Below are 26,568 nucleotides of genomic sequence, written 5' to 3' on the forward strand. Positions count from 1 at the left end.
ACATAATGCAGGGTTATGTGACAGATTTTCTTAAACCACGCTTAGTTGATATCGAGCAAATTAATTCTATGCACGCCAAGGTGACCCTTGAACCATTAGAACGTGGTTTTGGCCATACTCTTGGTAACGCACTACGCCGTATTTTGCTTTCCTCTATGCCGGGTTGTGCTGTTACCGAGGTTGAAATTGATGGTGTACTGCATGAGTACACCACTAAAGAAGGTGTGCAGGAAGATATTATGGAGATTCTCCTTAATCTGAAAGGGCTAGCGGTAAAAGTTCACGGTAAAGATGAAGTTATTCTGACCTTGAATAAATCTGGAATTGGACCAGTTAATGCCGCCGATATTAACCCTAATGATGATATCGAAATTGTCAATCCACAATATGTTATCTGCCATCTAACTGATGAAAGCTCTGCTATTAATATGCGTATTAAGGTACAGCATGGTCGTGGGTATGTTCCGGCTTCTGCCCGTATTCATTCGGCAGAACGACCTATCGGTCGTTTATTAGTTGATGCATGCTATAGCCCTGTGGAGCGTATTTCATACAATGTTGAAGCGACGCGTGTAGAACAACGCACTGATTTGGATAAGTTAGTTATCGAGATGGAAACTAACGGTATAATCGATCCAGAAGAGGCAATTCGTAGAGCAGCAACTATCTTGGCTGAACAACTTAAAGCTTTCGTTGATTTACGCGATATTGCCAAGGTGGAAGTGAAAGATAAGAAGCCAGAGTTCGATCCTATTCTTCTGCGCGCAGTTGACGATTTGGAATTGACTGTTCGCTCTGCTAATTGTTTAAAAGCAGAAGCTATCCACTACATCGGTGATTTAGTTCAGCGCACTGAAGTTGACTTACTTAAAACTCCTAATCTAGGTAAAAAATCACTTACTGAAATTAAAGATGTTTTGGCATCAAGAGGTTTATCGCTAGGCATGCGGTTAGCAAATTGGCCTCCAGCAAATATTGCTGATGGCTGATGAATGATATATATCACTAGTTAAGTTTTTACTGGGGGGAAGGTAATGCGCCATCGTAAGAGTGGTCGTCAATTGAACCGCAATAGTAGCCATCGCCAAGCTATGTTTCGTAATATGGCTGGTTCTTTAGTTCGTCATGAGATTATCAAGACAACTTTGCCTAAAGCAAAAGAGTTGCGGCGGGTAGTTGACACACTGATTACTCTTGCCAAGACAGACAGCGTAGCTAATCGTCGTCTGGCATTTACACGTACTCGTGATAATCAGATCGTGGCAAAATTATTTAATGAACTTGGGCCACGTTTTACGTGCCGTGCAGGTGGATATACTCGTGTTATTAAGTGTGGCTTTCGAGTAGGTGACAAAGCGCCGATGGCTCACATCGAGCTTGTTGATCGTACTGTTAAAAGCATAAGTGACTGAATAATAAATTTACAATTAGATATCTGATCTAGTAATGAACTTTTTCGAGTTTGCTATCATAGTGAATAATATTGGATAATATATATTGATGTATTAAAATGGGCGATAAAACAGGTGATATAGCTCAATTACTTCTACTTGTACAATATCTCTTAATAAGGACTATCACTTTCTTTGCACTAATTTTTAGTAAGCATAGCTGACATAATATTTGCTTACTTATGTAAAATAGTTTTATCTTTATTTGAGATATTTTTTTACATTCTAGAAGAACAGTACTGAACTAGTATTTTTTATCAATAACCTGTGCAATGACTTGATCACAGAATATTCTAAGGTTAGATTTTTTATTTCTATTGAATAAAATAGAAATATTACCTACTAATTATATATGTAATTAATAAATTAAATTATTAATTTAGCTGCATTTGTGAATAGATCATTCTATTAGGTATAAACCATTCGTGATGAGAGTTTAAAAAATCACTAGCTAACATTATTTTTTTACCTGCCGGCTGTATTTTTAATATATTTAAAATACCTTTCGCGGTTGCCACTTTAATCCCTGTTTTATCAGCACTTAAAATTATTCCTGGTGATCTATCAATTTCATGATTGATTACTTCTGCATACCAAACTTTAATAGGTTTATCTGCCATCATAAAATAACTTACTGGCCAAGGATTAAATGCTCGTATACATCGTTCAATTTGTTCAGCAGAAAGTGTCCAATCAATTAATGCTTCATTTTTACTCAGTTTTTTTGTATAGTTAGCTAATCTTTCGTGTTGCTTTTCTGGTTTTGCTTTACCTGAAGTGAGCAGATCAAGAGTATGTAGGAGTGCAATAGGGCCAAGTTTTGCAAGTTTTTGATACAGTGTTGCGCTTGTTTCTTTTAGTTCAATGGGGCAACTTACTTTATATAGCATATCTCCAGTATCCAGTCCAATATCCATTTGCATAATCGTAATACCTGTTTCTTTATCACCAGCCCAAATGGAGCGTTGAATTGGCGCCGCGCCTCTCCAGCGAGGTAGTAGTGATCCATGAACATTTATGCAGCCCATTGGTAGCATATTTAATACCATTTCAGGTAAAATTAGGCCATATGCGACAACAATTATAACATCGGCATGTTGATTTTCAATCCAGCGCTGACTTTCTGCTGTTTTTAGAGTTGTTGGCTGTAAAATAGGAATGTTATTTTTTTCTGCTAATGTTTTTACTGTGCTTGATGTGAGTCTTCGTCCTCTTCCAGCTGGTTTATCAGGTTGTGTTATAACACCAACAATTTGGTACTTATCCTTGATAAGTAGCAAGGCAGCTAAATGTTGTGCTGCAAAATCCGGAGTGCCGGCAAAAATAATTCGTAGATTATTTAACACTTCACTATATTATGATATATGATAACATATCATTATGTTGTTTTTGCTTTTAGCAGTTCAAGCTTTTTAATTTTATTACTAATGCGTTGGCGTTTTAATGCTGAAAGATAGTCAATAAATAACTTGCCATTTAGATGATCTATTTCATGTTGAATACAGATAGCCAGTAAATCATTTGTTTCTAATTTAAAAGGTTTACCATTAAGATCTAATGCTTTAATTTTGATCCCCTTAGCACGAAGTACAAATGCCCGTTGTTCTGGTACAGAAAGACAACCTTCCTCAATTCCCATTTGACCAGATGTATCTAAGATAACAGGATTTATAAGTACTAATCTTTCATTACGATATTTTGAAACGTCAATAACGATAATTCTTTTAAGAATATTAACCTGTGTTGCGGCTAAACCAATACCTTTTTCTTCATACATTGTTTCAAACATATCATTAACGATACGTTGTATTTCTAAATCAACTTTTTTTACCGGTTCTGTAATTTTGCGAAGACGTTCATCTGGGTAATGTAATATATTTAATACTGACATAAATATTTCAAGTTATATCTAAAAAGTGAAAGGTATTTAACACCTATTATAGACCTTTCTTATTAATATTGATAGTATTGGTTATAAATAAAACACACTAATTGCCAATTATGAGCAAGACCTACGAAGTATTAAAATATGCTGATTGTATTTGGCTTCTGCTTTTAAATTATAGCACAGTAAATTAACGGATATTTAATCAGTATTAAATAGATTAAAAGAATAATTGAGGATAGTATTTTTTCAATTTTTATAATTATTTGTGGACTTTAACTAAGCCTTCTAACTCTTCTGACGATAATTTTATCATTTATTTTATAGGATTTTCAATATATAAATAATCACTTTAAAATTTTTTTATGACTACACAATCATCACTGCTTACGACATCATCATCAATCTATGTTCCCTATGTTTCATTGAAAATAATTAACCTCATATATGTAACATAATTTTATGTTCAATGATAACGTTTTCTCCAATAATTAAAAGATATCTTTTATGGTTTTTATGATTAACATGAAATACTGAACTATCTTGAATATTAGTTCTTGCTCTAATATAGATTTAGTGGCTAAAAGCTTATATCATATGTTCAAATTTTTAAAATTATAAATTATCATAAATACTATAAGATCTAGCTAGCTTTGTAGAAGCTTAATTCATTATGACGAAAATAAATTCATATAAATAAAACTAGCAAAAAAATAGTTAAGTAAATTTTTAGGCGCTCTATAATGCGCCCTGACTGAGTAAGTAGTGAAATAATTGATTAAATTTAATTACATCTACTCAGGATAATGAGACAATCTGTGTGGCGCTGATAAGATATCATCAAAAAATATTTGATTTAAAAGTCTTGAATAGTGATAAAATAATTAATATATGAATTAATTAGTAGGTAACGACGAAGGCGATAAAATTAAGTAAAGGTTAAAGCTAACACAGTTGGTTTAACTATTATGCTATTTAATAATCTGGAACAAGCTAAAAATTGAACCACACATTTTGAAAAAATGATAATGATGAGGATAATTCTCAAAACTTCCACCATAAGTTTTTTTAGAGATAGAATTTTAGTTGGTTTTAAGATTAAATTAGTTAGTATTTAGTTTAGTAACGTGTTATACGTGTTAGCAAGGCAGCTAAATGAAGCAGGATGAATAAAAAATTGTCTGGCGGTAATAGCGCGGTGGTCCCACCTGACTCCATACCGAACTCAGAAGTGAAATGCCGTAGCGCCGCATTGTGGGGGTCTTACCAGCTACCAGACTTTAATTTATGGGACCATTAGTGACATAATGGTGTTGTGGTAATCCAGTTAGTTAGAATACAGGCTGGTTATTCCGTGAGCTTAGGGGCGTAGTTCAATTGGTAGAACACCGGTCTCCAAAACCGGGAGTTGGGAGTTCGAGTCTCTCCGCCCCTGCCATAAAAGTTTGGAAAAGGACATAAGGGTGGGTGTATAAAAAATAATAATCCTATTAATGTCACTGCATCTATATAGTTACCACTTGATTTTAACAATTTTCGTTTAGTTTTATTTTTTGTACATAACTTTTTTATAAAATAATACACGGCATAATAACAAATCTCCTGCTACATAAAGCGATATTTACTTTAGAACTTAAAGTGTACCATGATATCTTTCACACCCAAATGCTAAAGAGTTATGAACTAGATTGAAGTATCCCAGATATTCATTAGATCTTTAGGTGCCAAATAAAGATTGTTCTCTTTTCCTTAAATGCAGCATACCAATAATCCATATTGCGTACTATATACTTACTCTTAACCGACCATAATCTTATTACGCTCGGACTATTTAACGCCCAGGCAATAAAGAAGCGTTGTAACCACGTCATTCCATCGATAATCAGTAGTTTACCATTTCAGAAAAAACTTGATTCAAGTAATCTGCTTTACTACTCAGATGTAGAGTACGGTGTAATATTTTGGCCAGTTTATCAACTGCACTGTCATTTTCTACAACTATTTTGGCCAGCTGTTAATATGATAAATTCCATTGTTGAATAAAACCCTGCTAATCTGGCGTAAACTTTTTTAGTTGGCTAATTGCTTGGCTTACCTGCTGATTGTTATCTAAAAAATTTTTACTGTTACTTACTGCAGCAGCTGGCGGAGATTGACATCTCGGCATATCCGCTTACATAAAGTTCTATGTAAAGCATTAAGCATTCTGGCTGAATGCCTTAATTTAAGATCATAAGATCAAAAAGCAGAAGCTGTAATAATAGCTCCTACTGTCAGGAGAGACAAAAAAGGTAAAATAATTACCTTTATACAATTAATTTATATACAATTCATTTATTAAGGATAGCAATAGCTAGCACAAATAAAAACACTAGCAGAATCAGAAAGCAATTATTCAGCAATAATATTCACATTTATTTTTGCAAATACATCACTATGCAATTGAAAAATAATTTCGTGTTCCCCAATAGTACGCAATACACCATTTGGTAAGCTAACTTCGCTTTTTACCACCTTAACACCGGCAGCAGTAATTGCCTTAGCAATATCTCGAGTCCCAATCGAACCAAATAGTTTACCTTCATCACCGACTTTAGAAGCTATGGTTACTGTTGCTAATGAATTAATTTTTTCAGCGCGGCTTTTTGCTACAGTCAGAACATAGGCGAGTTTAGCTTCTAATTCTGCACGACGTGCTTCAAAAAATTCAACATTCTTTTTAGTTGCAGGAACAGCTTTTCCTTGCGGGACTAAATAGTTACGAGCATAACCTGATTTAACATCAACCTTATCACCTAGGTTACCCAGGTTTTCTACTTTATCCAATAGAATAATTTGCATTACCTTATCCTCTTTAAGTCGTTAATGGACAATTTAATGATGACGATCAATATATGGGAACAGAGACAGATAACGCGCGCGCTTGATAGCACGAGCGAGCTGACGCTGGTATTTTGCCCTAGTACCTGTGATACGACTTGGTACAATTTTACCGCTATCAGCGATATAGTTTTTTAGCGTTGTGATATCTTTATAATCAATCTCTTGAACACCTTCTGCTGTGAAACGGCAGAACTTACGACGACGGAAATAACGTGCCATTTGGATAGTCTCCAGAATCTATCAATTTAATCTGCTCGGCGTGAATAACTAAATTAGTCAAGCCATTAGCGCCCTTATGGCTACTAATAAACCCTATAACAGTGATCCGACTACCGACAGTTACACTGTGAGTAACCTGTTGTAATTTTTTTCCGCTGGCAATGATGGTTATTCTACACCATACTTGTCGAACAAAACCTGATTCCTGCTGCTGTGAACGATGTTCGATCACAAGCTGACAGTGAGGAACACCAGCTGGACTGACTTTCTTTATCGGTGCATTACAGATTTTTCCTGATAGCACCAATCTATTAGTATTCACAACCCAAATTACTCTTTGGAATCTTCAGCTCCCTTAATTACTTCCAGGGTTTCATAACCTAAATCACGACTGCGCCAATCAGCTTTAGCTTTAACCATTGGAGAAGATTCAGTAACCGCATGCTTAACACGCATAATCATGCTGCGGACAACGGCATCATTTAAGCGGAAGTTTATTTCTAACTCATCAATCACTTCTTGCGTCACTTCAACGTTCATCAGAACATAGTGTGCTTTGTGCAATTGATTGATTGGATAAGCCAATTGACGGCGACCCCAGTCTTCTAAGCGATGGATTTGACCTTGTGCTTCGGTAATAGATTCACTATAACGCTCAATAATACCTGCAACTTGCTCGCTTTGATCTGGATGAACCATAAAAACGATTTCGTAATGACGCATGAGTTTTGCTCCTCACGGATTAATCAGCTTCCTGCCATGGTCAGCCGCCTACCATGGAGGTAAGTAACTTATTTTAGTGCGGCTAAAAATAGACAACTATACCTATCCTCTAGTTAAATCTCAAGCAATAGATTAAATCATAACTTATCGCACATTAAATTGAGTCAGGTAATCTTGCCATAATGACACGCCGTTGACGTACTGCTTCAAATAAACAAATGCCCGTCGCAACAGAGACATTTAAAGATGAAACGATACCGGCCATTGGAATATTAATTAGTTCATCACAATGTTCCCTTGTTAATCGCCGCATACCTTCATCTTCAGCTCCCATCACCAATGCAATAGCCCCGGTTAACTTACTATCATATAATGTATGATTGGCGTTCCCCGCAGTACCAACAATCCATATATTATTCTGCTGCAGCAATTGACGTAGTGTCCGCGCAAGATTGGTAACCCGTATTAATGGCATACTATCAGCTGCACCACAGGCAACTTTTTTAGCAATTGCATTAAGTTTAGCCGATTTATCTTTTGGTACAATAACAGCATCAATACCAGCTGCCTCTGCACTACGTAAACAAGCGCCTAAGTTATGTGGATCGGTAATCCCATCTAATATAAGCAAAAAGGGTGATTCCGTTTGAGAAATAATAATATCTAAATCACTCTCTTGATATTGTCTTCCTGGGGTTACCTTGGCAATAATACCTTGATGAACAGCGTTACCTATTTTCCTATCCATCCATTTACGATTGGCTAACTGGATAATAATACCTAATTTTTCAAGCTGTTGAATAATAAGCAATAGACGTCTATCTTCACGCCCTTTGAGTGCATAAACTTGTTTAAAACTCGAAGGATCACGTTGCAGCAGTGCGTGCACTGCATGAATACCATAAATAATTTCACTCATAAATTTATCTATTACTTAATAACTATTAAAGAGCGTCAATAACTTACTATAAATATAATTAATAAACAAATTAATATTTTTTTTGTGCTTTTTTGATAGCTTTTTTTGCTCTTAATTTTAAGCTAATTTTTTTTCTTTTATCAGCACCATTATTAGTGCCCATTAAATTAGATTTAACAGATGCTCCATTGAGATCTAATTTTTTGTTTTGGCTGTGCTTGCTATGAGTTGAAATTGTGTTTTTAATTTTTTTTTTTGCTTTTTCTGTCTTACCTAGATTTTTTACCTTACGTAAAGTTGATATCAACGTGAAATTAATCTTGCGTTCATTTATATGTACAGCTTCAACACTAATTTCTACTTCATCACCAAGACGATATACCATACCTGAAGACTCACCAATAAGTCGCTGTCCTACATTATCGTAGCGATAGTAATCGTTATTAAGTGAAGATACATGCACCAAACCATCAATAAAAAGATCTTTTAAACGGACAAAAAAACCAAAACCAGTGACACTGGTGATAATACCAGTAAATAGATTACCTACTTGATCTTGCATAAAATCACATTTCAACCAATCAGCAACATCTCTTGTTGCTTCATCAGCCCGCCGTTCTGTCATGGAACAATGTTCACCTAATTGTAACATTTTATGGGTATCAGTATGCCAACCACCAGTTAGTGTCGAGCGAGGTTGATTATTTGTATGTTGGCTAGATAAAAGATATTTAATTGAACGATGTAGGGCTAGATCAGGATATCGACGGATGGGTGAAGTGAAATGGGCATAAGATTTCAATGCTAAGCCAAAATGCCCTCTATTTTCAGGATCATAAATAGCCTGCTTCATTGAGCGTAAAATCATTGTTTGCAGTAATTCATGATCTGGACGTTCAGCTACTGCGTCCATTATTTTAGCATAATCAGCTGATTGTGGTTTCATGCCACCTGGCAATGTCAAACCAAATTCACTAAATACCGTCTGCAAGTTTATAATACTATCTTGTTTGGGTCTATCATGAACACGGTATAAGCTAGGTTCTTTATTTCTCTCAACAAAACCAGCGGCCGCGATATTTGCTAATATCATACACTCTTCAATTAATTTATGCGCATCATTACGTTCAACCGGCACTATCTGCTCAATGCGTTTTTCTTTATTAAAAATAAATTTAGCTTCTTCAGATTCAAAGCATATAGCGCCTCGTTTTATGCGCGCGCTATCTAACGATTTATATAATCGATGAAGTTGTTCTATATGTGGTACTAGATCTTTATAATGTTGACGTAATTCTTTGTCACCCTGTAAAATTTTATCTACTTTGGTATAAGTCAATCTGGCATGAGAACGCATCACGGCTTCATAGAATTTAGATGAAGTTATTTGTCCCTCTGCCGATAACTGAATTTCACATACGAGGCAAAGCCTTTCTACTTCAGGGTTTAATGAACATAATCCATTAGATATAATTTCAGGCAACATGGGGATCACCCGTGATGGAAAATAGACAGAATTTCCTCGACTAAACGCTTCATTATCCACAGCTGTTTGTGGCCGTACATAATAACTAACATCAGCAATTGCGACCAACAGACACCAACCACCGTCTTCTTTAGACATGCAATAAACTGCATCGTCAAAATCACGTGCATCTTCATCATCAATAGTGACTAAAGGTAGATGGCATAAATTTACTCTTCCTTTTTTTGCTGACGCAGGGATCTGTTCAGAAAAATCAGCAACTTGTTTCTCCACTTGTAGCGGCCAAATATATGGAATTTCATAATTTCTTAATGCAATATCTACCGCCACATTAATACCTATGCTTTCGCCTAATACTTCAACAATATTTCCTACTGCCTGGGTATGGCGTGCTGGCCTGGTTATCATCTCAACGACCACCACATTTCCCATTCTAGCACCATTAATATGTTCTTTAGGAATAAAAATATCAAAGGATAGTCGACTATCATCAGGAACTACATGTCCTATACCAGATTCTAAAAAATAATGTCCTACAATATGATTACTTCGTGGAACAAGCACGCGAATAATGCGAACTTCTGTACGTCGTACCGGATCTTTGCATAATGCTTGGATAAGCACAACATCACCATGCAGCGCCTTTCTCATTTCTTCTAAAGAAAGGTAAAAATCGTTTTTCTGACCTTCTACTCGTAAAAAACCAAAACCATCACGATGGCCAATAACAGTACCCTTTAATATATATTCACGACTTAAAATTGGTAAATGATATTTCTCAGCCTCTCGAGCTTTATATGGATTTTTTGCCATCACCAACCTCCACTACCACATCGATTAATAAAATACATTAGGTCTATTATTTATTTTAAAAGTAACTTATAAAGTGGCTGATCATTATTATTGATAAGATCAGCCTGGGTATATTTATCTAATATATTTTAAAATGATCAATTAGGTTATTTAATATTTGTTTTAATCGACAAGCATAAGTTCTATAGAAATAATTACTGCGGCCATTTCCTAATATTATAGTCTCTAATAGAAGCTCACTTATTCGAAGCTGATCAGCTAGCTTGTCTAAGTAAATACCAATATTTTCTCTCTCACAGCCAAAACAAGTCTAACTAGGCTTGGCTTAATTGATTAATTATTTTTACCATATGGTTACGCAATACACCGTAAATATTAGTCACTTCAATAATATTAGTAATTTTATCCTTAGGTAAGGACTTAATATAAATCAATGTTCTTCAATCATAATTAGTAACCCTTGTTAACTAACTACACATAAACACCTAGTTATAAAACAAAAATATAAAGACAACTTTTTGACATTAATTGATTTAGTTATATCTATTTAAGCAAAATAAATCAGTAAAGCAGGTAACATGAATTACTAGATATAAAAATAACGCCTGAATGTTCAAAATTATTTAAGATATATTATTGAGTAGTAAAATTAATTATGCATCAAAAGGATCTCGTAATATCATTGTTTCAGCAAGATCAGGCCCGGTTGAAATAATATCTATAGGTATCCCAGTTAATTTCTCAATCCGTTTAATATAATTAATTGCTGCTTGAGGTAATTGATTATATTCTTTTATACCAAAAGTGCTTTCACTCCAGCCTGGTAATGTTTCATATATCGGGGCTAAATCTTCCCATTCTTCTACCGCTAACGGCGGTATAGTAAGTTCAGTTCCATCTGGTTTGCGATAAGCAATACAAAGTTTTACTTCATCCAACCCATCTAATACATCTAACTTATTTAAACAGAACCCAGAAATAGAATTTATTTGAGCTGCTCGGTTAATAGCAACAATATCTAACCAACCTGTACGACGGTAACGGCCAGTTGTTGCACCAAATTCTTGCCCTTTTTCCCGCAAGTATTCACCTGTTTCATCGGCTAATTCTGTTGGAAAAGGACCACCACCTACACGGGTAGAATAAGTTTTCAATATTCCTAAAACATAATCAATATAACGCGGACCTAAGCCTGAGCCAGTAGCAACCCCACCCGCCGTTGTGGTTGAAGAAGTCACATAGGGATAAGTACCATGATCAATATCCAGCAATGTTCCCTGTGCCCCTTCATACATGACTAATTCGCCTTTTTGATGTGCTTGATATAATAAATAAGCAACATCAACGGTCATATCCGTTAAAATATCGGCAATAACCATAATATCATCTAATGTTTTTTGGTAATCGATAGCAGGTTTTTTATAAAAATTCACTAATTGAAAATTATGATAATCAATTATTTCATTAAGTTTGACGGGAAAAGTTTTTTTATTAAATAGATCACAAAGACGTAATCCACGGCGGGCAACTTTATCTTCATAAGCTGGGCCAATGCCCCGGCCTGTCGTGCCTATTGCTTTTGCTCCTCTGGCTTTTTCCCGCGCGTTATCTAAAGCAACATGATAGGGTAATATTAATGTACAAGCTGCCGAAATTTTGAGACGCTCACGTACCGGCACACCACGTGCTTCCAATTTTTTTATTTCATCCATTAAAGCATCAGGTGCTAACACCACACCATTGCCAATAACGCTTATGACATTTTCCCGCATCATCCCTGATGGGATAAGATGGAGAATAGTTTTTTTACCATTTACCACTAGCGTATGACCAGCGTTATGCCCACCTTGATAACGAACAACATACTTAGCGCGTTCAGTTAGTAAATCTACTATTTTTCCTTTACCTTCGTCACCCCACTGAGTACCTAATACGACAACGTTTCTACCCATTTTAAAATTCACTCGATGGCTTAAAAAAGAATTATACCATTAGCAGCTCTAAATTTTTATAACAAAAATACCTTTTATCATGATAATATTAACAGATTAAAGCATACCTAAAGGGTGCTTATCTAGAATAATTTAGCAATTCGCTTATCTTTTTAATGATCACGCACCGCTATTTATTTAATTGGTGCTCGCATATAGCGAAAAAAATAGATATCTGGGCTTAATACCATCACATCATCACCATTTTTTTTACTAAAGCTCTTATCGTATGCCCGCAAACTACGAATGAAAGCATAGAAATCTGGATCTTGATTAAATCCATCAACAAATAGCTTAGTCGCCATAGCATCTCCTTCACCATGTAATCTCAGTGCGGTGCGCTCCGCTTCTGCCAATGTTTTTGTTACTATTTTATCTGCTGCTGCACGGATCTTAACTGCCTCTTCTTGACCGTGTGAACGGTGCTGACGCGCTACAGCCCCTTGTTCAGCGCGCATACGCTCATATATAGATTCTGAAAATTCACTTGGCAATTCAATACTTTTTATACGAACATCGACCACTTCAATCCCTAGCGTAGCTAGGCTGTTTGGATTAACAGCCTGCCAATTATCCTTGATCTCTTTATTAAAACTTGCTGCTGCTGAAGCTACAGTCTGATCAGCTTCTTTTGTTACTTCAATATCTGAAGCAGAACCTTTATTAAGTGCACTAAGTACATTAATAGTCAAGTGCCCACTTGAATCTGTAATAATATCTTTCATATTTAAACGGCTAAATTCTGAACAAATGCGATCGCTAACTTTACGTTTCAGTAAAGTATTAGCTTGGTAAGGATCACCGCCCCCGGTCGCAACATAGTAACGACTAAAATCAGTAATTCGCCATTTTAAATAAAAATTAATAATTAAATATTTATTTTCGCTAGTCAGATAGCGATCTGCCTGAACATCTAATGTCTGAATACGAGTATCTAACATCTTGACCATTTCAATAAATGGTATTTTTAGATGCAACCCTGGCTCATAAATAATAGGGTTATTATCACTATAACGTACAACCTTACCAAACCGTAGAATAATACCTCTTTTTGTCTGTTGAACAGTGAAAACGGACATATACAACACAACTAATGCGGCAACAATGATAACAATCACTGATTTACGCATGATTATTATCTCCCCACACGAGTTGAATTACTGCCCCGAGCACTATCTAGTGTGCGATAGCTATAAGGCGATTTAGGAGAAATAGCTGAATAATGAATAACTGTTGGTGTTTTTATTTTTTGTATATCCGCTGCGTTATATTTGTTTCCATTACGTATAATTTGCTCTAGTGATAACACTAACATATTATTGCTCTTGTCGTTAATAATAACCTTACGCGTATTACCTAGTACTCGTTCCATTGTCTCAATATATAAAAGCTCACGAGCGATCTGAGGAGCTGCTCGATATTCCGGCAAAATTTTGGCAAAGTTGGCCACTTCACCTTCAGCCTTGAAAACTACACTTGTCTTATAAGCTGAAGCTTCTTCAATTAATTTTTGTGCATTACCTTTTGCTAATGGCAGGACTTCATGGCAATAAGATTGCGCTTCACGAATAGTCTTCTGTTCTTCTTCTCGTGCCGCAATAACATCATCAAATGCCGTTTTAACCGCTTCCGGTGGACGAGCAGCCTGTAAGTTAACATCTAATATTGTTATACCTATATTATATGGTCTTATCATATTTTCTAACTCTTTTTTTGTTTCATCACGGATAAAGGCACGTTTCGTTGTTAATACTTGTTCCATTGCTGATTGACCAACAATTCGGCATACTGCGCTATCTATTGCCTGACGCAAACTGTTATCCGGGTTAGTTACATTAAATAAATATTGAACCGGATCAGTTACTAGATACTGGACGTTCATTTCTACTTGAATAATATTTTCATCCGAAGTTAACATCATACTATTAGTCGCTTGTTCACGTATGGTTTCAACATTAACAGGAATAACTTTTTCAAAAAAAATTAAATTCCAATTTAACCCAGGTTCAACAGTATGAATATATTTACCAAAACGGAAAACAACGCCACGATCACTCTCTTTGATCGTATAAAAACTACTTACAGCAAAAATAATAATAATTGATGTAATAATAAATACGATAAAACGGCCGGTTATATTGACGTTATTTTGATTACTCGACTTACCTAAACCACCAAGTTTACGACTTAACTTGCTGAATAGATCTTCAAGATTAGTTCTTCTCTTTTTCCGATTACCTTTATTACCACTGGAGTTGCCGCTATTGCAGCTTCCCCACGGGTCACGGTCCTGTCTGTTATTACCGGGCTGATTCCACGCCATGTTATAACTCCATTCATTATGATTGGTGTTTCAGGGCTAAGAGCAAAATATTTACTCTTAATTTGTTAAAATTGTTAACTATATTTAATGTTTTTACTTAAAAATGTGTTCAGGTAAAGGTTGTTATTGTTTACAAACTTGTTGCCCATTTTGCCAATTAACAATGGGCAACTTTACTTAAAGAATGATACTGCTATCTTTATCAATTTTTTCATATTCGATTACTTTAATTTGATAGAACCGACTGCTTAAACTACCAGCTTTTGGAGGTAAACGTAATTTATAATGTACAATTTCATCAAATGGAATTACTTAACCTGTTTTAGCTAAGAGCTAGCTCAGAATATGAACATTATTCTCATCACGATCAATAGGGGTAGCTATTCAACATGTTAATTTCATTCATGACTAACAATTCTGAAATTTCATTAGCCTGAATTTTTTATAATACACTTTCAACTACTAGAATATTTTCTTCAGTTATCCGCCGCATCGAATAATAAACTGGCCTTCTATGTTTCCTGTAATATAGCGGTAGCTATAAGATCATTATGAAGAAAGACTATTGCTCTAATATTATCAGGATCTAATTATGATATGGTAGGAATACTAGCTTTACTTTTAGCTTGTCTACCCTGTTTTTTTTGCTTTTCAAGCTTACCGAGAAATAATTTGCCAAATTAGATCTATAAGCAATCTAAGATCTGTTTAAAGTTACGTTTTACCAGAGCTACGAAGGACGCACCCTCATCTGTATTTTAATATGAGTCCTGCTACGTACTAAAAAAGAGAACTACATCAGCATTACTGACTTTAATAGCTGCTGTTATTTTTTCTGCTTTACCTTCAAAATCTTTAGCCTGTAGCGCGATTATCATTGATTATCTATATTGGCTTCCTTATAGATGACTAACAATTCAAATTCAATAAGGTCTTCAGTATTTTTTCATTAGAGAAAAAATATGTATAAGAACCGCTAATCCCCCACTTTTTATTTCTATTAAATAAAAATACAAATACTTAACCTTAAAAAATATTAGAAAGACAAAATACAGGTAAAGTTCCCTTTACCTGTATTTTTTATTTAGATATAAATTATTTAGTAACATTACTATCCAGTGGAACTGCTACATTACCTGCATTGTAATTACCTAATCCTGTACCCCCTTGATTACTATAGTGAGATACAGTACGAGAAGGTACTACAGTAGAAATAGCATGCTTATATACAATTTGGCTTACTGTGTTTTTAAGTAAAATAACAAATTGATCAAATGATTCGATTTGACCTTGTAATTTGATGCCATTTACCAAATAAATGGAAACAGAAACCCTTTCACGACGTAACACGTTTAGGAACGGATCTTGCAAAGATTGCCCCTTAGACATTCTATATTTTCCTTATTTTGTTGTTTTTAACTAAGAACCTTTATGGTTCTAAAAAATTAACTACTCACAAAATTGTACCTTTACCACCATTTGTACATAAATAGCAAACCTATGCATTAATAAAATGCAATATTATGTTAATAATTCCCTTAATATCATCGCTATCGCGTCTATGCACGTTTTTCCAACCTCTTAACCATGTAATTTGACGTTTAGCTAATTGACGTGTTGCACATATACTACGATAAACCATTTCATTATAGCTGCTTTCACCAGATAAATATGACCACATCTGACGATAACCAACTGAACGAATAGCAGGTAGATCTTCATCTAGATCCCCTCTAGCATAAAGAGCGCTAACTTCGTTCTCAAAACCAGTTCTCAATATTTGTTGAAAACGCATCTCGATACGTTGGTGAAGAATTTTACGATCTGGCGGCGAAATCGCAAACTGTAACACATTATAAGATAATTCTGCTTCTACAATTTCAGTTAATTCTGTCAATCTCTTACCGGAAACTAAAAAAACCTCTAAGGCACGAGACAATCGTTGAGGATCATTAGGATGGATTCTACCTGCTGAGATAGGATCAACTTCTTGTAACATTTTATGAATTACACCCCAACCAAATTGTTTTGCTTGTCTTTCAATTTCTGCCCTAATTTTAACATCAGCTGAAGGTAATGGTGATATCCCATCTAGCAATATTTTAAAATATAGCATAGTCCCTCCAACAAGTAATGGAATACGGCCTGATGCAACAATTTTACCCATTTCTAATAAAGCATCATGGCGAAAATCAGCAGCAGAATAAGACTGCGAAGGATCTAAAATGTCAATCAATCGGTGTGGAGCAATTTGTTGCTCTTCCAGTGTTGGTTTTGCTGCTCCTATATCCATCCCGCGATAAATTAAAGCAGAATCTACACTAATTATTTCAACTGGTAATTGTTGACGCAATGCCATTGCCAGTGCTGTCTTTCCTGATGCTGTTGGCCCCATTATAAAAATTGCTGGAGGTTTATGTTGAAAAATTTGTCTACTCATAAGTTAAAGCCGTTATCACTGATTCTAAATCAATTAATTGTAGTAATGTTTTCGGTGGTTCTTTAACTAATTCAGGGTAAGCCTGCTCAAGATCAGCTAATAACTGGACCCCTTGTGCAACTGTCCATACTTGTTTTTCATTGACTAAATGATCTGCTAACCAAATCACTAACTCTTTAATCTGACAAGAAGTATTATCAGCAAGAGATTTCAATAGTTGTGGAAATAGCTCCGCTAAATTTTGTGATCTTAAGGGATAAGATACACCACTAATTATTGCTTTATTATGATAAATATTGATGTCAAAACCTAAGGTACTTAATAATACCTTTACTTGATAAAAAGTTTTAATTTCCTTTGCTGTTAAAGTGACCTTTATTGGCCTTAGTAAAGGTTGAGATTTTAATCCTTTATCAGTAGGAATTAATTGACTTAGTTTCAAATATCGCTCAGCTTGCGCTAATGATAACAAACCTATTCCAAATGATGATTCAATCAAGGCAAAATTTTTAGAACAAATTGTTAATATTTTACCAAATTGATAATTTTTATCATTTTTTTCTATAACAACTGATTTTACTGCTATTTTCTCAGTTTGGATCGGGTTTCGCTCTGGGAAAAGTGGGATTTTTTCTTGTTTACATAGTTCATTCTGCATGAATTGCTGATAAAGATCAGCCGTTTTTTTATTATCTATTTTTTTAACTAATTTTCCATTATCGTAACAATAAAATGATGCAGTTTCAGATGGCGTAATTTGGCTACTGGTACTTAATTCTATTATTACTTGCGCTTTTTGCTCTTCAATAACTAAATGCTGCTTTGAATCATCTGAAGCAAAAAAATTTTTGCCGGCAGATAATCTATTTTGCAATCCTAAAACAGGATTCTTTTTATGTTTTGAACTAATCTCGACTTGATTAAATTGTTTTTGGTTTTGTTGGCTAAGTACCATGTTAACACCCTGATAAATAAAATCATGAACCAATCGCGCTTGGTGAAAACGAATTTCCTGTTTAGCTGGATGAACATTAACATCAACCTGACGAGGATCAATCTTTAAGTAAAGTACATAAGCAGCTTGCTGTTCTTCTTGCATATGATCTGCATAGGCCTGACGAATTGCATGATTGATTAATCGATCACGTATCATGCGATCATTAACATAACAATATTGAATTTCAGCTGCTTTACCTAAATAGGGGTTAGTTATCCAGCCTTTGATAGCTAAATCACCATGTTGCCAACATAATTTCAGTACATTTTTGATAAAAGTATTACCACAAATAGCAGCCAAACGTCTTTCATATTGCTCTTCACTATTTATCGCACGATACTGACGAACTAATTTACCATTATGGTGAAAATTGATTGCAACATCGAAACGCGCTAAAGCTATTCTACGTATTACCTCATTAATATGGCTAAATTCAGTTTTTTCTGTACGTAAAAATTTACGTCGAGCGGGCATATTATAAAAAAGATCAATTACTTCAACAGTTGTTCCTATTGGGTGAGCTGCAGGTTTTAGCGTAATATTCATCTCACGCCCTTCAGCGTAAGCTTGCCATGCTTCTGTCTGGGTCTTAACGCGTGAAGTTAGTATTAAACGAGAAACAGAACTAATACTGGTCAGCGCTTCTCCTCTAAATCCCATACTCATAATAGCGGCAAGATCTTCTAGTGTTGCTATTTTGCTAGTAGCATGTCGCTCCAACGCTAGTGTTAAATATTCTTTAGCTATACCACTACCATTGTCATGGATACGGATAAGTTTTGTTCCACCGCGCTCAATTTCAATATCAATACGGCTTGCGCCAGCATCGAGACTATTTTCAACTAACTCTTTCACAACCGATGATGGGCGTTCAACTACTTCACCAGCCGCAATTTGATTAGCTAATTGAGGAGAAAGAATTTGTATCGATGACATAATAACCTCTGCCATATTACATCATTTTTGTGCTACTTATAAGGGATGTTGGATAAAATAATTTAATCATCCTAATAGCTATTGCTAAAAGTTCCAGATAATGATCTGAAACTAAAAGACGTTCTTCGGAACGATTTGTAATACAATCTGTTTCCACAAGAATAAATGGAATATAGGGAGAATGAAGTACATGAAAAATGGCATATTTTGGATAAAATTTATGTATATTACCAATTTTACTTGGTTATCTTAGTACTTTACCTCCAATAAAGCTAAAATAGTTTGGCTAAGATAAAGATCTACGCCATTTGCTCACACATCACCTGTACTATTGAATAATTCAAGTGGCTTTTATTGGAAAGCTACCAACAAGCAACACCTATTTTTAGCTTCGCTGCGCTGCCCACTACAGAAATAAAATAGTCTCCATTGGGTGTTATAACTAACTTAAACATGGTATTTGTCTTTCAGTGGTTCTATAATTTATGCGCGATACTTACCGTTATATTTTTTTCACGATAACTATTTTATCTCATTGCTACTGGAACTGCCATGTCTCAATGGTAACGATAACTTACCAAGTACCTTTAGGTAAAATTTTATCTCTTAAAGGGGTTAGTAATTAACTAACTTTTTCTCAGCAATTCATTATAGGACTAATGCCTTTAATCAACTTTTTATTTATAAATTTCATTGTTAATCAAAATTACTGATAAGATTGTAAAAATCAACAACTCAAAGCACTTAATTCATTAAGTGGAAAAAAGTAATTTTTATCTTAGATAAATTATCATTTACGTGAATATTGGATAAAGTGACAGTCTTTAATTTAATAAACTAAAGATATGAGTTTGCCATTTTTTTATCATAATCATATTAATTATCTAAGTCGTCATTAATAATATTATTATGATAATTGTTCTAATACCATTTCCCCATATGTTGACAACGCAACAAGTCGTGCTTGTCTTCCATTATTATCATATAATAGATAAAGTTCAAGATCAGCGTAGGTTAACATCCCTTCACCTTTATTAGGCCATTCAACTAAACATATAGCCTGCCAATTAAAATAATCACGGATACCCATAAATTCTAGCTCTTCAGGATCAGTTAAACGATATAAATCCAAATGGTAAACTGGATGAGGAGTTAGTAAATACGGTTCAACTAAAGTGTAAGTTGGACTTTTTACATGTCCTTGGTAACCTAAACCTTGCAAAAACCCGCGACAAAAAGTAGTTTTCCCTGCCCCCAAATCTCCATATAAATAAAGAATAACACATTGCTTACAAAGATAAGCTAAACGATGCCCTAAAGCTATAGTTGCTTTTTCATTAGCAAGTAATAAAATAAGTTCTTTCATGAAAAGATTGCCATATTTAATATTATTTATTACCAATAAAACATATACTATATACTTATTATTGAGCTAGCTAATCTTTAAAAGTTACTTATAAAGTAACTTATTTTTATTAATAAGATCATTTAATTAGATCAAATTAATAATAAAAAATAAACATATAAAAATGTTTATTAAAATCCAATAATGAAATTTTTTTATGCGATAAAATCGATAGATAATCATATTAAATAAAAAAATGAAATGTTTTATCTTTAAAAATTAGCGTTTTTTAGTTAAAAGGAGCTTTTTTACATTACTAAGTAAGCTTGATATTATTTTAATACATAGTTAAATATCCGCTATTTAACAATTTTATATTATTATAGGTAGTTATAGCTTGAAATATATTGATAAAATAATACTTATTACCATATGCCTGAGGAAAATTATATGTAACACAGAACCCATGGTACTCTAATTAAAATTAAATAAAATAAAAAACAGAAAAATAAAATTAACTAACAAAATAGGTAAAAATAGTAGGTTATATCACATGATTTTATGCTAATAATATTACCAATCACTATGAGTTGCAAATGATAATAAAATTATCACATAGCAAATAACTCATAATTAGCATGATAATAACACGATCTAAAGGTTGATAAAGTGTTGGCGATAATAAGCTAACTCTGCAATAGATTCCTTTATATCTTCTAAAGCTTGATGGGTATTTTTTTTTGTAAAACCAGGCAATATATCAGGCTTCCAACGGCGAGCCAGCTCTTTTAAAGTACTTACATCTAAGTAACGGTAATGAAAGTATTTTTCTAACTCAGGCATATATTTGAATAAAAAACGACGGTCTTGAGCAACACTATTACCACAAATAGGTGAAACACCCATGGATAACCATTTTTCTAAAAATGCAATTGTGGCTAATTCTGATTTTTTTTCATCATATCGACTAGATTTAACTCTATCAATCAATCCACTTTCAGTATGAGTTTTAACATTCCACTTATCCATAAGTGATAACTGTTGCTCAGATTGATGAATTGCAATAACAGGCCCTTCAGATAAAATAGTTAGATTGAAATTAGTTATGATTGTTGCGATCTCAATAATACGATCTTTTTCTGGATCTAATCCAGTCATTTCCAAATCTATCCAAATCAAATTTTTATTACTATTTACCATGTTATATCCTGGGTTCTATTCTAAACTTATAGCATACAATACTTAGTATATGATAGCTGTTTAAAAGCACAACTGCGATAATTCTTGATAAGAAACTTAATCAATAAACCACCAAAATTATTGAGGTCAGGTTGCTAAAAAAAATTACCACAGGCCAACAGCGCAGAATATATGCCACCCATCAAACTAAGCTCAAAAAACAATCAATGATAATCAACTTGGCATTACTTAAAAGGAATAGATACTCTTATTCAGATCCTGATAGAAAAAATATCTATTGTTGTCTGGCAATCTGGTGTTGGGTAGTCCAGTTTTATTAATAACTTATTAGCAGATAATGAACAAAAAATCTTACTCAACCAAGTATCTAATAATTCAGGATTAGGTCAACATGCACGTATTTACCATTTCACCAAAGGTGGTTTATCGATTCATCAGTTATACGTGAGTTTAAATTATGGCAGCTGACAAAGTAACAAATAAATAAATTATTTATCAAAGTCAGGCAATATTTTGGATACTGCAAATTTCGTGATTGCAAGCATTTATCCGATCCTGGATGTTCATTATAACAAGCCTTAGTCGCTAGAAAATAGCAAAATAATGGTTTGAAAAACATCATCTAATTTTAGCAAAAATGGAATAAACCCACGGTTATCTTTTATAGATAATAAAATTTTATAACCATAACTCTGGAATACATAAAAAGCAGAGGTAGAATACCTATATGTTTTTGATTATAACCGAATAAGATCAGATTAGAGGTTAATGTGCTGGAAAAAATAAAGATAAAATTACAATATCTATTGCCAAAACAAGGATTAACACAATTATTGGGTTGGCTTGCTGATCAAAGGGCGGCTAGTTTTACCCAATTAATGATCAAGCTTTTTGCCAAATTTTATAAAGTTGATATGTCAGAAGCCAAAGAAAATGAATTTTCTGCTTATTCAACTTTTAATGAATTTTTTACTCGTCCATTAAAAGAAAATATTCGTCCTATTGTTACAGATAGTAATCAACTTGCTCTACCAGCCGATGGTGTAATAAGCCAATTAGGATTAATTATGAATGATCAGCTCCTACAAGCTAAAGGTAATTATTATAGTTTAGAGGCATTATTAGCAGGTCATTATATACTGGTAGATCAGTTTAGAAATGGATTGATTGTAACTACTTACTTATCTCCACGGGACTATCATCGTGTCCATATGCCTTGTGATGGCTTACTAACTGAAATGATTTATGTTCCTGGTGATCTCTTTTCTGTTAATCAACTTACTGTAACAAATGTTCCTAATCTTTTTGGCCGTAATGAACGTATAATATGTATTTTTGAAACATTGTTTGGAACAATAGCACAAATTCTAATAGGGGCAACAATTGTTGGCAGCATAGATACTATTTGGTGTGGCTGCGTCAATAATCAACGGGAAGGAATTATTAAACGCTGGACTTATCCTGAAAAAGATAAGACAGGCGCAGTTTACCTAAAAAAAAGCAAAGAAATGGGAAAATTCAAACTTGGTTCCACCGTTATCAATTTATTTGAATCAAACCATATCAAACTAAATTCTGCTCTAAAGCAAGGATCTGTTACTAGAGTAGGGGAATTATTAGCAGAATCAATTTATCTAAATTATGAGTAACATACAAATATCCCAAATTTAATTGATAGATATGAATAATTTTATCTAAGGAATTATATTGTGCGTCCTATTTAGTCTCTTATTCATCACTATACCTGCATTTGCAGCAATCTTGATGAAATACAAATTTTAAAAGAGATTAAACAACTTGAAGCAAATAAAAATACAAAAACGGGAATGCAGAGATTATTCAGGCATTAGCAGAAAAATTCAGCAAGAACAAGATAGAAATTGTGAAATAAGCTACTCCATTGCCTCAGAGGCTAGCTAGCCGCCTACTTTCTGACCCCTACCGTAAGACTACAATCGCTGCCTGTTCCAGTTTCTCCTTTAGCTGAAGCACAATATAACTTAGCACAAACAGAAGTCATGGCAAGAAAGGCGAAAACCAATGAACTATAAATAGCACAGCTTTCAGCTAATAATCGCCAATAAATTGCTCGCTTCCGCATTGAGCTTTTTAAAAAAAGTTACCAACGAATCGATCAAGAGCTTCAAAAATTACGAAATCATCTATCTAAACTGTCAACGACAACCGAAAGCACAACTGGCACTTAAAAACACTGAAATGTTAGCTGCTCAAGGTGCGCGCACAGTTATACCATTTGCCATAAATTCCCCAAAATCAGCAAATTGACAGATAAATTATCAACAAACGGGTTGATTCAAGATATGTTGGAAAATATTGCAATAACGAAGAAACCCCAGCTGAAATAAAAAATTTGACATCAGAAAAAACGCAAATTTATGATTCAGCTATCCAAACTAGGAATTATTAAGCTTTATTAAGCTCAATAATTTCTAGTTATGACAGTGAAAGATGGGAATTAACCAAGCTCTATGTTGTGGCAACCCAGTTAACTAACTGATGCATTAATTAACAGATATCAAAGATGCTACCCATCGTTATATGTTCTGGATCGCAGATACAGATCCTATAAATCTCAACTATCCAATTACCATAGTAAAAAGATCTAACTAGCTTAATACTTTATCTCAACTTAGTGGCGTAATTAGAGCTATATTAACGCTATACTACTGCTGTTGCTATCGTTTTAGGGATCGCTTTGCTCTAACCTTACGAACCGTATTTTGGTCTATTAAGATCGCCCTTCCTTTACCTATTTTATGGTCAGCAATTGGTTACGGTCTACAAAGTGCTTGGCAATTTCCAATTGCTACTGCTATTGGCTCTGGGGTAAGATAGACAACACCGGTTTTATTGATTTTTCTGATTAGTGCTACTTTTTGTTTATTTCCCATTTTTGCTGGTCTAAATAAAATGTAAAAAGGGCGATGCGTTACTATCAATTATTAATTTTTGTTATCCAAGCTTAGGTAGACTATGCTTCATTAGAACTAGCCCTGATTTAACCCCGGGAACAGGGTATGCAATCACCACGTTGACTAAATTGCGCTTATAGGTAAGTCTGATTTTACATGCTTGGGATTGATTGGTCAAAACTACAATGGTTAATTGCCGCGATGGGTGTTGGACTAGAATTTGGTATACAGGAAATTTTTGCTAATATCATTTCTGGGTTAATGATCTTATTTGATAAACCTATTCGTATTAGTGATACCGTCACGTGAATTAACTGGAAGTATTACTACAGGGCAACAACCTTAACAGATTTGGATCGCAAAGACATTATTGTTCCTAATAAAGCCTTTATTACCGAACAATTTATTAACTGGTCTTTATCCGATACAATTACCATTCCAGTACCATCTAGAGAGTACAACAATCAGTCAGATATTACTTAATGCTGCCGCGAAAACGCCGATGATTTTAATTAACCCGGCACCTGAAGTATATTTAGTTGATTTACAACAAGGTATTCAAATCTTTGAATTACGTATCTATGCAGCAGAAATAGGGCATAGGCTGACCGCAATGAAGTTAAATATATTAATCTGTTTTGCACAAACTGCTGTATTTGGGTATTATTTTATTGCTTTATCATAGTAAATTACTTGCTAAGGCAAATATTTTTACTCTAGTTCATACTGATATTTATCATTACCCTGTACAGCTAATTGCTGTAATTGTGTTATTCTATTGGATTTTGCAGTTGTTATATCAGCAGATACTGAAGAACCATAACATTCCTAGCGGAAATACTAAAATGTTTCATATTGTTAGCTTTTTTTTATAACTAACGCTTCAAAAATATACTTAAATAATAGTTAATCTTAGTATCCAAGCTCATTTCATATAATACAAATTACAAATATATTTAAGCAACTTATTTTCCTTTATATAAAGTTGATACTATAAGTCATCATAAATTTTAAAAATTCATTATTAATTAACTTGTTGATATAATCGAAAGCAATCCAGCAAATTAATAATAAATTATTTTTTTCGAACCGAGGTAACCTAAATTTATATGGAAATATTTAAATACCAGTATAAAGTCTACGCAAATAATAGGAAACAGCTTCTTCTTCATTAGAACCGATAATTTCCATATCTGGTAAATGATCTCGCAATAATTTATGTGAGTTTTTCATAATGCATCCTTTTCCCACCATAGTTAACATTTCATAATCATTCATTCCATCACCAAAAGCGATACAATTATGCAAAGTATAACCTAATAAATTAACTACATGCTTTAGTGCATTTCCTTTGGAAACACTACCATTCATAACCTCTAAACAACTTGGTAATGAAAAACTAACGTTGACACGATCACCCCAAAGATTTCTTATTTGTTCCTGCAATAGCAATAATTGCTGATGATCTTCACAAGTAAAATAGACTTTGCTTACATCTGTAGTCGAAAAATTATCCCGCTTAAAAAGTTGATAGTGAAAAATAGACTCTTGAAAAAATGCTTTTTGTTCCGTGCTCTCCCGATTAATTAACCAATTATCGCTAGAATAGTAGTTGGTCAGAATATTGGGATTATCAAACTCCATTAAACAGAGCTGATGAACAATATCAGGATCCACATTATGTGTTAAAATAAGATCTCCATTGGTATTATGTACCCTAGCGCCATTAGATGTAATCATATAGGTATTAATACCTAACCCATTACGGATCTGATCAACATCAATATAGTGACGACCAGTAGCAAAAATGAAATGAATATTTTTTTCTGCTAATAATTTTAACGTTTCTTTTGTATAAAGCGGTAAAGTGTGGTCAGGAGACAGTAAAGTACCATCTAAATCTGAAGCAACAACAGAATAATTCATTATTTTTCCTTGTTTAATTAATGTTGATCAAAAAAATCATTAAGTGCCATAGCACGTAATGCATAGTTTTTTACTAAGATTTCATTGTCTACTAATTT

Annotated in this window: 21 protein-coding genes, 1 tRNA gene, 1 rRNA gene and 2 pseudogenes; 6 read left to right on the top strand and 19 right to left on the bottom strand. The window is 34.0% G+C overall.

The features are described 5' to 3' along the window. The first annotated feature begins 5 nt into the window (after nt 1-5). Both WBAF_RS01630 and rplQ read left to right on the top strand, forming a co-directional pair. The gene (locus tag WBAF_RS01630) at nt 6-989 is read left to right on the top strand and encodes a DNA-directed RNA polymerase subunit alpha (protein ID WP_121463332.1); all 984 of its coding nucleotides are present in this window, start codon (nt 6-8) and stop codon (nt 987-989) included. Nucleotides 990-1,034: 45 nt separating this feature from the next. Further along, nucleotides 1,035-1,412, top strand: coding sequence for a 50S ribosomal protein L17 (gene rplQ / locus WBAF_RS01635; protein WP_121463333.1), 378 nt, complete (start codon nt 1,035-1,037; stop codon nt 1,410-1,412). A 413-nt stretch (nt 1,413-1,825) separates the two neighbouring features. Here rplQ and fmt read toward each other — a convergent pair whose 3' ends face one another. Further along, the gene (fmt, locus tag WBAF_RS01640) at nt 1,826-2,797 is read right to left on the bottom strand and encodes a methionyl-tRNA formyltransferase (protein WP_121463334.1); all 972 of its coding nucleotides are present in this window, start codon (nt 2,795-2,797) and stop codon (nt 1,826-1,828) included. Nucleotides 2,798-2,829: 32 nt separating this feature from the next. Further along, a complete protein-coding gene (gene def / locus WBAF_RS01645; protein WP_121463335.1) occupies nt 2,830-3,342 on the bottom strand; it encodes a peptide deformylase in 513 nt (170 codons plus the stop codon). 1,174 nt (nt 3,343-4,516) lie between these two features. Between def and rrf the strand changes: the two genes are divergently transcribed. Further along, nucleotides 4,517-4,608, top strand: a 5S ribosomal RNA gene (rrf, locus tag WBAF_RS01650). 90 nt (nt 4,609-4,698) lie between these two features. Next, nucleotides 4,699-4,774 (top strand) — tRNA-Trp (locus WBAF_RS01655). Nucleotides 4,775-5,727: 953 nt separating this feature from the next. Here WBAF_RS01655 and rplI read toward each other — a convergent pair. From rplI to orn, 15 genes and pseudogenes are all read right to left on the bottom strand, one after another. Beyond that, the gene (gene rplI, locus WBAF_RS01660; RefSeq protein WP_121463336.1) at nt 5,728-6,177 is read right to left on the bottom strand and encodes a 50S ribosomal protein L9; all 450 of its coding nucleotides are present in this window, start codon (nt 6,175-6,177) and stop codon (nt 5,728-5,730) included. 33 nt (nt 6,178-6,210) lie between these two features. Continuing rightward, complete coding sequence (rpsR, locus tag WBAF_RS01665) at nt 6,211-6,438, bottom strand: 30S ribosomal protein S18 (RefSeq protein ID WP_121463337.1); 228 nt, start codon at nt 6,436-6,438, stop codon at nt 6,211-6,213. Beyond that, the gene (gene priB, locus WBAF_RS01670) at nt 6,413-6,760 is read right to left on the bottom strand and encodes a primosomal replication protein N (RefSeq protein WP_121463338.1); all 348 of its coding nucleotides are present in this window, start codon (nt 6,758-6,760) and stop codon (nt 6,413-6,415) included. The genes rpsR and priB overlap by 26 nt, the downstream gene beginning before the upstream one ends. An 8-nt stretch (nt 6,761-6,768) precedes the next feature. Further along, the gene (gene rpsF / locus WBAF_RS01675) at nt 6,769-7,161 is read right to left on the bottom strand and encodes a 30S ribosomal protein S6 (protein WP_121463339.1); all 393 of its coding nucleotides are present in this window, start codon (nt 7,159-7,161) and stop codon (nt 6,769-6,771) included. A 154-nt stretch (nt 7,162-7,315) separates the two neighbouring features. Next, nucleotides 7,316-8,080 (bottom strand): 23S rRNA (guanosine(2251)-2'-O)-methyltransferase RlmB, encoded by a 765-nt coding sequence (gene rlmB, locus WBAF_RS01680; RefSeq protein WP_121463340.1) that lies wholly within the window; start codon nt 8,078-8,080, stop codon nt 7,316-7,318. A gap of 70 nt (nt 8,081-8,150) precedes the next feature. Beyond that, nucleotides 8,151-10,379 (bottom strand): ribonuclease R, encoded by a 2,229-nt coding sequence (gene rnr / locus WBAF_RS01685; protein ID WP_121463341.1) that lies wholly within the window; start codon nt 10,377-10,379, stop codon nt 8,151-8,153. Between the two features lie 50 nt (nt 10,380-10,429). Next, nucleotides 10,430-10,813, bottom strand: a pseudogene (locus WBAF_RS02485) (transcriptional repressor NsrR). 219 nt (nt 10,814-11,032) lie between these two features. Further along, nucleotides 11,033-12,331 carry an adenylosuccinate synthase gene (locus tag WBAF_RS01690; protein WP_121463342.1) on the bottom strand — a complete coding sequence of 433 codons (1,299 nt, stop codon included), beginning with the start codon at nt 12,329-12,331 and terminating at the stop codon, nt 11,033-11,035. Nucleotides 12,332-12,504: 173 nt separating this feature from the next. Beyond that, nucleotides 12,505-13,500 carry a protease modulator HflC gene (hflC, locus tag WBAF_RS01695; protein ID WP_121463343.1) on the bottom strand — a complete coding sequence of 332 codons (996 nt, stop codon included), beginning with the start codon at nt 13,498-13,500 and terminating at the stop codon, nt 12,505-12,507. 5 nt (nt 13,501-13,505) lie between these two features. Further along, nucleotides 13,506-14,693, bottom strand: coding sequence for an FtsH protease activity modulator HflK (hflK, locus tag WBAF_RS01700; RefSeq protein ID WP_121463344.1), 1,188 nt, complete (start codon nt 14,691-14,693; stop codon nt 13,506-13,508). A gap of 1,095 nt (nt 14,694-15,788) precedes the next feature. Beyond that, nucleotides 15,789-16,082 carry an RNA chaperone Hfq gene (gene hfq, locus WBAF_RS01705; protein ID WP_121463345.1) on the bottom strand — a complete coding sequence of 98 codons (294 nt, stop codon included), beginning with the start codon at nt 16,080-16,082 and terminating at the stop codon, nt 15,789-15,791. Between the two features lie 109 nt (nt 16,083-16,191). Continuing rightward, on the bottom strand, nt 16,192-17,133 hold the full coding sequence (gene miaA, locus WBAF_RS01710; protein WP_121463346.1) for a tRNA (adenosine(37)-N6)-dimethylallyltransferase MiaA: 942 nt from the start codon (nt 17,131-17,133) through the stop codon (nt 16,192-16,194). Further along, complete coding sequence (gene mutL / locus WBAF_RS01715) at nt 17,126-19,081, bottom strand: DNA mismatch repair endonuclease MutL (protein WP_241962854.1); 1,956 nt, start codon at nt 19,079-19,081, stop codon at nt 17,126-17,128. The genes miaA and mutL overlap by 8 nt, the downstream gene beginning before the upstream one ends. An 892-nt stretch (nt 19,082-19,973) precedes the next feature. Continuing rightward, nucleotides 19,974-20,432, bottom strand: a complete 459-nt coding sequence (gene tsaE, locus WBAF_RS01725) for a tRNA (adenosine(37)-N6)-threonylcarbamoyltransferase complex ATPase subunit type 1 TsaE (RefSeq protein ID WP_121463348.1) — start codon at nt 20,430-20,432, stop codon at nt 19,974-19,976. Nucleotides 20,433-21,065: 633 nt separating this feature from the next. Next, a complete protein-coding gene (orn, locus tag WBAF_RS01730) occupies nt 21,066-21,611 on the bottom strand; it encodes an oligoribonuclease (protein ID WP_121463349.1) in 546 nt (181 codons plus the stop codon). Nucleotides 21,612-22,381: 770 nt separating this feature from the next. On the opposite strand from orn, the gene asd reads away from it, so the two are divergent. Then, nucleotides 22,382-23,260 (top strand): archaetidylserine decarboxylase, encoded by an 879-nt coding sequence (asd, locus tag WBAF_RS01735; RefSeq protein ID WP_121463350.1) that lies wholly within the window; start codon nt 22,382-22,384, stop codon nt 23,258-23,260. A gap of 275 nt (nt 23,261-23,535) precedes the next feature. Here asd and WBAF_RS02685 read toward each other — a convergent pair whose 3' ends face one another. After that, on the bottom strand, nt 23,536-23,712 hold the full coding sequence (locus WBAF_RS02685) for a hypothetical protein (protein ID WP_172575481.1): 177 nt from the start codon (nt 23,710-23,712) through the stop codon (nt 23,536-23,538). A 425-nt stretch (nt 23,713-24,137) separates the two neighbouring features. On the opposite strand from WBAF_RS02685, the pseudogene WBAF_RS02690 reads away from it, so the two are divergent. After that, nucleotides 24,138-25,151 (top strand): annotated as a pseudogene (locus WBAF_RS02690) (mechanosensitive ion channel domain-containing protein); the annotation flags it as partial. Nucleotides 25,152-25,663: 512 nt separating this feature from the next. On the opposite strand, the gene yigL reads toward WBAF_RS02690, so the two are convergent. After that, entirely contained in the window at nt 25,664-26,470 is an 807-nt protein-coding gene (gene yigL / locus WBAF_RS01750; RefSeq protein WP_121463351.1) for a sugar/pyridoxal phosphate phosphatase YigL, read from the bottom strand. Nucleotides 26,471-26,568: the final 98 nt, after the last annotated feature.

This window comes from Arsenophonus endosymbiont of Aleurodicus dispersus (assembly GCF_900343015.1).
GTDB lineage: Bacteria > Pseudomonadota > Gammaproteobacteria > Enterobacterales > Enterobacteriaceae > Arsenophonus.